This is a genomic window from Methylibium sp., assembly GCF_013817365.1.
Lineage (GTDB): Bacteria > Pseudomonadota > Gammaproteobacteria > Burkholderiales > Burkholderiaceae_C > Methylibium.
In genome coordinates this window covers 1-7,666 of record NZ_JACDCU010000171.1, presented here as the reverse complement: position 1 = coordinate 7,666, position 7,666 = coordinate 1, and the positions used below count along the sequence as shown (strand labels likewise).

General features: G+C 65.9%; 7 protein-coding genes and 1 pseudogene. 4 read left to right on the top strand and 4 right to left on the bottom strand.

The features are described 5' to 3' along the window. Positions 1–82 precede the first annotated feature (82 nt). The 3 genes from H0W38_RS11605 to xrtB form a co-directional block, all read right to left on the bottom strand. On the bottom strand, positions 83–988 hold the full coding sequence (locus H0W38_RS11605) for a DoxX family membrane protein (RefSeq protein WP_292454095.1): 906 nt from the start codon (positions 986–988) through the stop codon (positions 83–85). A gap of 62 nt (positions 989–1,050) precedes the next feature. Then, positions 1,051–1,737 carry an exosortase-associated protein EpsI, B-type gene (epsI, locus tag H0W38_RS11600; protein ID WP_292454091.1) on the bottom strand — a complete coding sequence of 229 codons (687 nt, stop codon included), beginning with the start codon at positions 1,735–1,737 and terminating at the stop codon, positions 1,051–1,053. Next, positions 1,734–2,687 carry an exosortase B gene (xrtB, locus tag H0W38_RS11595; RefSeq protein WP_292454089.1) on the bottom strand — a complete coding sequence of 318 codons (954 nt, stop codon included), beginning with the start codon at positions 2,685–2,687 and terminating at the stop codon, positions 1,734–1,736. Before xrtB ends, epsI begins: the two co-directional genes overlap by 4 nt. Positions 2,688–2,874: 187 nt before the next feature. Between xrtB and H0W38_RS11590 the strand changes: the two genes are divergently transcribed. Both H0W38_RS11590 and H0W38_RS11585 read left to right on the top strand, forming a co-directional pair. After that, complete coding sequence (locus H0W38_RS11590) at positions 2,875–3,648, top strand: sigma-70 family RNA polymerase sigma factor (protein ID WP_292454086.1); 774 nt, start codon at positions 2,875–2,877, stop codon at positions 3,646–3,648. Continuing rightward, positions 3,645–4,277, top strand: coding sequence for a DUF1109 domain-containing protein (locus H0W38_RS11585; protein ID WP_292454083.1), 633 nt, complete (start codon positions 3,645–3,647; stop codon positions 4,275–4,277). Before H0W38_RS11590 ends, H0W38_RS11585 begins: the two co-directional genes overlap by 4 nt. Before the next feature lie 564 nt (positions 4,278–4,841). On the opposite strand, the gene H0W38_RS11580 is transcribed toward H0W38_RS11585, so the two are convergent. Next, positions 4,842–5,051: a DUF2933 domain-containing protein gene (locus H0W38_RS11580; RefSeq protein WP_292454080.1), complete on the bottom strand. Its 210-nt coding sequence runs from the start codon at positions 5,049–5,051 to the stop codon at positions 4,842–4,844. On the opposite strand from H0W38_RS11580, the pseudogene H0W38_RS11575 reads away from it, so the two are divergent. Next, positions 4,996–5,607, top strand: a pseudogene (locus H0W38_RS11575) (SOS response-associated peptidase family protein); the annotation flags it as partial. The gene H0W38_RS11580 and the pseudogene H0W38_RS11575 overlap by 56 nt on opposite strands. 382 nt (positions 5,608–5,989) lie before the next feature. Continuing rightward, entirely contained in the window at positions 5,990–7,201 is a 1,212-nt protein-coding gene (pcaF, locus tag H0W38_RS11570) for a 3-oxoadipyl-CoA thiolase (protein WP_292454077.1), read from the top strand. Positions 7,202–7,666: the final 465 nt, after the last annotated feature.

Below are 7,666 nucleotides of genomic sequence, written 5' to 3'. Positions count from 1 at the left end.
AGCGACCTGTATGACCTCGCCGAGCCGAATTGCAGTGGTGGAACACGCGTTCATCGGGGGTACTTCAACGGCCTGCTAAGGATCAAGCTTCTATCGATCGGCGGCCGCGGTAGCTCCCCGCGCGTCGCAGCAGATCGCGCAGCGTAAACGACTCTCCTCCGCCGTAGAGCACCAGGACGGCCGCCGCGGCTGCCAACGCAAACTCGCGCTTGAAGCCATTCAGGTTGGCGATGACGCTCATGCTCAGGTTTAGCTTGTGCGCCACGAACCAGACGAAGACGGCGATCGCCGCCACACCGCCCGCGCGGACCACTTTCGGTCCGCCGAAGATCAGAGCCAGGCCGATGGGCGCCAGAAGCCACGGAGTCGCGCCGAACGTGGCGATGTGGGCGAAGCCGCCGAAGAACCCGGCGACGATGAACACGATGCCGAGCGAGACGCGCAACAGCACTCCCAGCGGCTCCCATCGAACAGCAACAACATGCGGGAACAGGCGCTGATCGAGGCTGCGCGCGCCGGCGCCCAGATTGAACAGCACGAACATCATGCCCGACAGCGCGATGTCGCGGATCTGGATGAAGATGGCCGGCGACGTATAGGTGGCAATGCCCTGCGCACCGCCCGGAACCGTATGCGTCGGAAGAGACACCACGAAAGTCCACAGGAGAAAGCCGTAGAACAAGGCGAGCGGGCGAACGAAGAGACCCACCAGCAGCGCGATGCCGGACACGAGTTCGAAGGACGAGAGCAGCGTCAGGAAGACCGATGGCGAGAGAGGCGAGCCCTCAAAGAACAGATACTGCTGGAACGGCGCGTTGATGTAACCGAGGCCTCCCAGGTATTGCGCCACCATGGCGTCATGCGCCTGCGCAGGCCCGAGCAGTTGACTCAATTTCGACAGGCCGCCGATCACGAACACCAGCCCCATGCCGATGCGCAGCATGGCGGCGGCACGTTCAAGTCGGATCCCATGCTGATGCTCGTTCATAGGTTTTAAGCTCCTGTTGGTTAGGCCACTCGCCGGGCCAGGGCACGCGCCGGCCTCGGTCCTCATGTGTCCGATGCACCCAGAACGCGGCTGGCATGGGCGGCGGGCACGGAGGCCGCCAATGACCGGAGGTAGTCGTATTGCACCGCGAAGCCGTGCGTGGCGTCGGTGTCGATCGTCGACACACGCACCAGCATGCCGTCCGGGATCCATCCGCGGAGACCGAATCGCACCTGCTGCAGCTTGCGCTGCATCCTCGTAGCGGCCACCGTTTCGCCGAGGGTCAGCCAATAGGTCACCGGCTCGTGGCGGTGGCCCGAGCGTGTGCGCATCCGCCGGGCCGGGATGTTGCGCCCGGCCAGCTCGAGACTGACGGTCTCGGCGCCGTCGAGCGTGAAGCCTTGTGCCGGATAGCAGACTTCGGGCAGATGCGCGCTCAAGGCCTCCGACTGGTCCCCCCCATACGCCACCGACAGCATCACCCGCTCCCCGGTACGGCGGTTCAGCTGGGCCCGCGCAAGCACCTGGTTGTACAGCTTGTCGAGCAGGGCTTGTGTGTCGGGCGACGGCAGGACCACCGGCAGCGATTTGTCGACTTCCCAGTCGCCGAAGGTGGCGGGGAACATCTGTTCCAGGTCGGTGTGCCAGAGATCGGCGAGCTTCCTGGTCGGCATCAGGGTCCGGGCCGCAGCGGCCGCAGATCCCATGGCTGCCACGGCCACGATCGCTTTGCGTCGGTTGAGCTTCATGCGGGCCGCTCCGCCGTCGCCGCGAGCCGTGGCCGCGGGCGCAGCCACCCAAGCATCTGGTCCGCGGCGAGTATCAACGACAGGCCCACCATGAACAGGACGAGGCCGGCGAAGTCATGGACGAAACCCTGTCCGGCCTCGTCGCCCAGATGGAAGGTCACGAGCACCAGCACCATCACACGCACGATGTTGGCGACGAAAGCGATCGGGATCACCAGCATCGCCAGCAACGTGTTGCGCAGTGCCGAGGTGTGGCCCATCAGCTTCATGTACAGCAGGCCCAGCGCCTCGAGTGTCAACATGGAGTTGAGTCCCGCACAGGCGTCGGCCACGAGCATCTGGTACTGACCGACCGAGAGAATCACGCCGCTGCGTGCGACGGGATATCCCATCAGGTGAAGCAGCTCCTCGGCCACGTAGGACACCGCGGCCTTCAGCGGTGTCGTGGCGGCAGCCACCAGGGCGCTGGGAAGCGGCACCATGAAGATCAGGAAGAAGAGCGGGAACCACGCCAGCCGCAAGGCGGCCCACCCCTTGAACAACAAAAGCAGCCCTGCGAGAACGAGGATCTGCGAGGCGGTCTCCAGCATGCCGATGGCCTGCGTACGGCCGAACACGTAGAGCAGCAGCCCCGATCCGAGCACGAGTCCGCCCGCCACTGGAGCGGCGCGGCCGTCGAGGACCGCGAGCGGGTGCCTCAGCCGCCACAACAGCCAGGCGCTCACGCCGAGAATGATCGGGCCGTGCGCCTGCTCGTCGCGATCCCACACCCAGCGGGCGAGGTCGGCATAGGTGGGCAGATAGAGTAGGAAAAATCCGCCAGCCAGACCTGCGAGCAGCCACGGGTCGGCTCCGCGCGGCAGCAAGTGCGCCTGCCATGCTGTCCAGCGAGTGGGCATACCGAGAGCGGCAATGGCGCGGGCACTCATGGCCTGCGTGCCGCGCGCCATTGCTGGATCAAGCGGTCCACCACTGGGAGCGCGCGCGACATGTTCCCGGCCGAGCCGACATCCCCGCGGCCGACGCGGCCGCCCCAGTGAAGTCACGACGATGCATCAACCGCCATTCCTTGGATTGGCACTGTCGTTCGCGCCGCTCTCAGCTCTGCGCCAAGTGCCGGCGAATCGCCGAGATCGCGTGGCCCGTATCGAGACCGAAGTGGTTGAAGACCACGCGGCCATCGGGATCGACCGGGACTGCCGAGGTGTGCCACCGGAGCGGTACAGGCGCATTCGTCGTGCAGCGGAATCTGCTGGTCCATGGCTACCAAGTCGGCTGCGCGCCTGCATCGGTTACATGGCAGCTGCGGAACTTAGTCTGCTCCCTGCGCCCAAAGGTCGCATGCCGAACGATCGAATCAATAGCGCGCGCGCTGACGCCGATCGGGCGCTCGAACAGGACTTCTCGCTTGGCATCGATGGCGACTGCGTTGCGTATCGGCGATTTCTCGATCAGCTATTGCTGCTCTTGCGCGCCTACTATCGCAAGCGTCTGAGCGAGAGCGCCGACGTCGAAGACCTGGTGCAGGAGGCGGTTCTCGCCATCCACGACCGGCGCCATACATTCGGCGGCATGGTGCCGATCACGGCCTGGATCCATGCCATTGCGCGTCATAAGCTGCTTGACTGGCTGCGTCTGCATGCCGCCGAGCGCCGTGAGGCGGCCGAGCTCAGCCCCGGACCGGAGCCCTCGGCCCAGATGATCGAACCCTGGCAAGCAGAGCGCGACGTGCGGCTCCTGCTGGCGACGCTGCCCGACAGGCAACGTGCGGCGATCGAGCAGGTGAGGTTGCTCGGCTGTTCAGTTCGCGAAGTCGCCGCTGCGCTGGGCATGAGCGAGGCCGCGGTGAAGGTCAGCGTGCACCGTGGTATCAAGGCGCTTTCGCAGACATGTCGCTGGAGCACTCGATGAACCCGCAGTTGCTGGACCGCCTGGCGAGCGAGTCCTCGGTGTCCCACCTGCGCGCCGTGTCGACGCGAATGAGGGCATGGCTCGTCGCCGCCGCGCTGGCGGCGTTGGCGCTGGCCTTGCTGTGGCTGGGGCCGCGCGAGGACATCGCGTCGGCCGTCGGAACACCAATGTTCTGGACAAAGATCGCCTTTCCGGTGGCGCTGGCCGCGCTCGCCTGGGTGACGCTGCGGCGCTCCCTCCGGCCGGGCACCCGCATCGATGCCCCGATCAAGCTGATGGTGGGGTTGCTGCTGACGTTCTGGCTGATTGCGCTGGTGTCGACGGTGGGCATGACGACGGCCGAAAGGGATCTCGCCTTCTGGGGCACCACCTGGCGTGGCTGCCCCTTCTACATCGCGCTCATTGCCCTGCCCATGCTGCCGCCGGCGATGCGCTGGTCGCGCTTGTTCGCTCCGTTGTCGCCGCGTCTGAGCGGTGCGGTCGCAGGGCTCGCCTGCGGGCTCGTCGCAGCCGCGTTCTATGCGCTGCACTGCTCTGAACCCGGGTTGCCCTTCCTCGGGACCTGGTACCTGCTGGGTGCCGCGATCCCGGCGGCCTTCGGTGCTTGGCTCGGCCCTGCTTCACGGTAGGGCTGCACCATGGCGCGCGAACGGAACAACGGTCCTTGCCGTGACCGAGCCTTCGAGCTCTTGACCGGATGGCAGCGTCAAGGACAACATGCCTTTTGCGGCACCACGGCGATATAGGCCCTCTCCGGCACCGTGAGCACCTGCAGCGTCACAGGGCAGGCCACGCCGCGCTCGACGGGCAAGAACGTATTCCAACGCCACCGTGCAGTTCGCTTCCTCCGGCTGCCTTTACAACGGCCAGACGCTGAGCGGGATCATGGTCGACACCGAGAACGGAGCCTTGCAAACTCTCACCGCCGCAGCCCTGCGGGGCAACGGTGAGGATGGCTTCCTTGCCAGCGCTAGAGGTAGACCAACGCCCGTCCATAGAGCCCGCTTCGGCGGGCTTTTTTGCTGGGGTCTTGTGACCGGCCGGATCAACTGCGGCGGCAGCACGTCAGTACCTGAGCCGGCAGAAGAAGTAGGACCGTCGGCGGTTTGTCAGCGACCGGCCTAATCAGGCCACCTGAAGCGCGGTCAAGCCGGCGACGGAGTCGAACCAGGAGCGCATCTCGCTCCTAACGTTCACTTCTCATCGTCCTTCGTGCCCCCGTGGCCACCACCCATCATCAGCAGCATCATCAATGGACATGCGAGAAGCACCAGGTAAGGCGCCGCCGTCGCAATCGACTGTCGATATTCGGGGAGAAGGAGATATCGTGCGGCAAGAGCGGCGGCAATGCCCCGCTTGAGCGACCTGAAACGAACCGAGCCGGAGGAGCGGGACTCGCGCATCTTCCCCGGCGTTTACGCGCCGGTCATCGTCATGGAGAGCGGGCGCCGTGTCATCAAGCCTATGCGCTACCAGTGCCGCCCTGCAGGCAAGCCGGTCTTCTACGACACCAAGTACCCGGGCACCTACAACGCCCGGCGCGACAACCTGGAGGGCTTCTGGAAGGACCTCTTCGGGTTCTCGCATGGCCTCATGGTCGTCACCGCCTTCTATGAGAACGTGAACCGCCACCGGCTGGAAGGCCGGGACCTTGGTGAAGGCGAGGCCGTCGAGAACGTCGTGCTCGAGTTCAAGCCGAACCCGCCTCAAGACATGCTGGTGGCGTGCCTGTGGTCGCACTGGAAGTGCGACGGCGAGCCCGACTTGTTGTCCTTCGCCGCCATCACGGACGAGCCGCCCCCGGAGATTGCGGCCGCGGGACATGACCGCTGCATCGTGCCGATCCGTCCGGAGAACATCGACGCCTGGCTCAACCCGCAGAAGGACAACCTGTCGGCGCTGCATGCCATCCTCGACGAGCGCGCGCGTCCGTACTACGAGCACCGCTTAGCGGCTTAGCGCTACGGCATGCTAGAGTTTCCGTCATCATAGTTTGCGCTTCACAGAGGCTACCAACGTGGGCCGACTTCGAACACTAGCGCGACAGGATGGAACCGCTAGCCCCTGGGAAGATTTTGGGAACTCACCTGTACGGGACAGTGCACGACTGACCGATAGCCAGATTCTGGGCGACCGGTAAGCTATTGATTTTATTGAATATTCTGGCGCACCCTCAGCTACGAACCAAGGGGTCGTGGGTTCGAATCCTGCCAGCCGCACCAGCTAAAAACAAACGGGTCACGCGTGAAGCACACGCCTGACCCGTTTCCTTTTTCGATGGCCGTTTGCTTTTGGGGTTTGAGCGAACCGCAAAACCCAATGACCTGCCTGGAGCATGACGATGGCCGAAGCCCTGACTGCCTGGATCGTCGACGGCGTGCGAACACCCTTCGGCCGCTACGGTGGAGCGCTGGCAAGCGTGCGCACCGATGACCTCGGGGCCGTACCCATCCGTGCGCTCGTCGAGCGCAATCCGCAGGTGGACTGGAGCGCGCTGGACGACGTGCTTTACGGCTGCGCCAACCAGGCCGGCGAGGACAACCGCAACGTCGCGCGCATGGCCGCACTGCTGGGCGGCCTGCCAATCGCTGTACCGGGCTGCACGCTGAACCGGCTGTGCGGCTCGGGGCTCGATGCCCTCGCCATGGCGGCGCGCACCATTGCGGCCGGCGAGGCCGACTTGATGATCGCCGGCGGCGTGGAAGGCATGACGCGCGCGCCCTTCGTCATGCCCAAGGCCGAGAGCGCTTTCTCGCGCAGCAGCAAGATCGAAGACACGACGATCGGCTGGCGCTTCGTCAACCCGAAGATGAAGGCGGCCTTCGGCATCGACTCGATGCCCGAGACGGCCGAGAACGTGGCCGCCGAGTTCCACGTGTCGCGCGCCGATCAGGACGCGATGGCGCTGCGCTCGCAGCAGCGCTGGCAGGCCGCCCATGAGGCCGGCTTCTTCGACGGCGAGATCGTCCCGGTGCCGGTGCCGCAGAAGAAGGGCGACCCCGTGCTGTTCGGCGTGGACGAGCATCCGCGTGCCACGACGCTCGAGGCGCTGGCCCGGCTGAAGGGCGTGGTGCGGCCCGAAGGCAGCGTGACGGCGGGCAACGCCTCGGGTGTGAACGACGGCGCCTGCGCCTTGCTGATGGCTTCGGGTGCCGCGGTGGAACGCTACGGGTTGAAGCCACGCGCACGCGTGGTCGGTTCGGCAGTGGCCGGCGTCGCGCCACGCGTCATGGGCATCGGCCCGGCGCCGGCCACGCGCAAGCTGCTGGCGCGGCTGGGCTGGAACGTGAGCGAGCTCGATGTCATCGAGTTGAACGAAGCCTTTGCCGCACAAGGCCTGGCCGTGCTGCGCCAGCTCGGCATCGCCGACGACGACGCGCGCGTCAACCCGAACGGCGGGGCGATCGCGATCGGGCATCCGCTCGGCGCGTCCGGCGCCCGGCTGGCCTTGACTGCGCTACGCCAGTTGGAGCGCACGGGCGGGCGGCGTGCACTGGCCACCATGTGCATCGGCGTGGGACAGGGCATCGCGCTCGCACTCGAACGAGCCTGACGCCGCAGCGCCGCAGTTTGGGGACCATCAAAACGACCACAAAGGACAAGCGGCCTGGAGGCACTGCTTCCAAGCCGCTCGTGTTCGCCGGGGCACGCCCCCGCGGGGTTCAGGCGCGGTACAGCGATGCGCCGCAGGTCGTGCACGAGGCCGTGCCGCCGACGGTGCGGATGAGATTGGAGCCGCACTGGTTGCAGGTCAGCTTGCCGTTGATCATGTTGGACGGGCTGACACGACGGTATTCATCGTAGGAGCCGAGCGGGCCGCCAGTTCGAAGCCCCGCAGACGGCGCGGCAGCAGGGGCTGTTGCGGGCGGTGTGTACGCCGGGGTGCCGGCGCCCCCGAGTTCGACACCAAACGTTGTAAGTTGTTGATTCATATAGGGGCGAGCCTCTCGGCTGCCACTACAGCAACGACATCTGAGCGTTTTCGGCGGGTTTCTTCAGCTTCAGTGCTGCCAGCACG

Excerpts from the sequence above, each read along its gene's own strand:
- H0W38_RS11605 (WP_292454095.1), bottom strand. The coding sequence starts at position 988 with ATGAACGAGCATCAGCATGGGATCCGACTTGAACGTGCCGCCGCCATG.
- epsI (WP_292454091.1), bottom strand. The coding sequence starts at position 1,737 with ATGAAGCTCAACCGACGCAAAGCGATCGTGGCCGTGGCAGCCATGGGA.
- xrtB (WP_292454089.1), bottom strand. The coding sequence starts at position 2,687 with ATGGCGCGCGGCACGCAGGCCATGAGTGCCCGCGCCATTGCCGCTCTC.
- H0W38_RS11585 (WP_292454083.1), top strand. The coding sequence starts at position 3,645 with ATGAACCCGCAGTTGCTGGACCGCCTGGCGAGCGAGTCCTCGGTGTCC.
- H0W38_RS11580 (WP_292454080.1), bottom strand. The coding sequence starts at position 5,051 with ATGCGCGAGTCCCGCTCCTCCGGCTCGGTTCGTTTCAGGTCGCTCAAG.
- pcaF (WP_292454077.1), top strand. The coding sequence starts at position 5,990 with ATGGCCGAAGCCCTGACTGCCTGGATCGTCGACGGCGTGCGAACACCC.